This window comes from Micromonospora craterilacus, from assembly GCF_003236315.1.
In the GTDB taxonomy this organism is placed as follows: Bacteria; Actinomycetota; Actinomycetes; order Mycobacteriales; family Micromonosporaceae; genus Micromonospora; species Micromonospora craterilacus.
The window spans coordinates 1-1,097 of record NZ_POTY01000499.1 but is presented as its reverse complement, the minus strand read 5'-3'; the positions used below and the strand labels follow the sequence as shown (position 1 = coordinate 1,097).

The 1,097-nt window shown below is 84.1% G+C and carries 1 pseudogene; it reads left to right on the top strand.

The window, feature by feature from the left end:
• Nucleotides 1-1,097: pseudogene (locus tag C1I95_RS35625) on the top strand (hypothetical protein); the annotation flags it as partial.

Here is a 1,097-nt window from a genome sequence, read left to right as displayed (position 1 = left end):
CGCCCCCCACCGACCCGGCCGCCAGCGCTCCGGGCCGGCCGGCGCCGGCCCTGACGCCCGCCCCCGGCGGGCCGTCCGGTTCTCCGGCCAGCGGCCGGCGGGCCGGCCGCCGACGCGCCGCCGAGACCGAGGCCGACCAGCCCGTGGTGCCGCTGTCCGGCAACGCGCCGCAGGTTCCCGGTCCGCCGTCCGGCACCGCGGCCCTGCCCGAACGGGGCGAGAACGCGCCGCGTGGGCGCCGTGCCGCGCCGGAGGATCCGGCGGCGCCGGCCGGTGGCCGCCGGACGGCGCCGGAGATGGAGACGCCGGCCGCCGGCCGCCGGCCGGCCGGCGCGATGGACGTGCCGGTGCGTGGCCGCCGCGCGGCCGATGCGGAGGAGGCACCGGCCCGGGGCCGGCGCGCGGCCGACGACGAATCAGTCTCCGGGCGCGTCACGGGCACCGGCGACACCGGAGAACGGCCAGCTGTCCCACCGGCCGGCGACGGCCGGCCGGGCCGCCCGGAGCGGCCGGCCGACTGGCTGCGGCAGGCCGGCCGCGCCCACCACACCGACCCGGCACTGCCGACCATCACCCGTCGGCCCGCCACGCCGCCCGGCGCACCGCCCGGGACCCCGGCGCCACCCGCCGGCACGCCGTCCGGTGGCACGCCGGTGGTCGGTGACCGCCGTGGCGCGGACACCCCGGGCGGGGCCTCGGCCGGCCGTCCGAACGTGGGCACCGCGCCCGGCCGACCGTCCGGTGACGGACGGCGGGCCGTCGACCCCGGACCGGAGCCTGCGGGTGCCGGCATGCCGCCGCCCGGTCGCGGGCGTCCGGCACCCATGTCGGCCGGGCCGCCCGCCGGTGGGCCGGATGGGAACGAGCCGCCCACCGGCAGTACCCGGGCGTCCGTTCGTCCGGCCGGCCCGCCGCCAGCCGGCCCGCCGCGCGGCGCCGCCCCGCCGGACGCGATGCCGCCGGGGCCGACGAGGGGAGCGCGTCCCGAGGGTGCGCCGGCCGGTCCGCCGCGCGGTGCCGCGCGGCCTGACGGGGTGTCCGCCCCGCCGGCCGGTGGCCCGGGTGGCCCAGGTCGTCCGGGCGGCATGCCGTCGGGT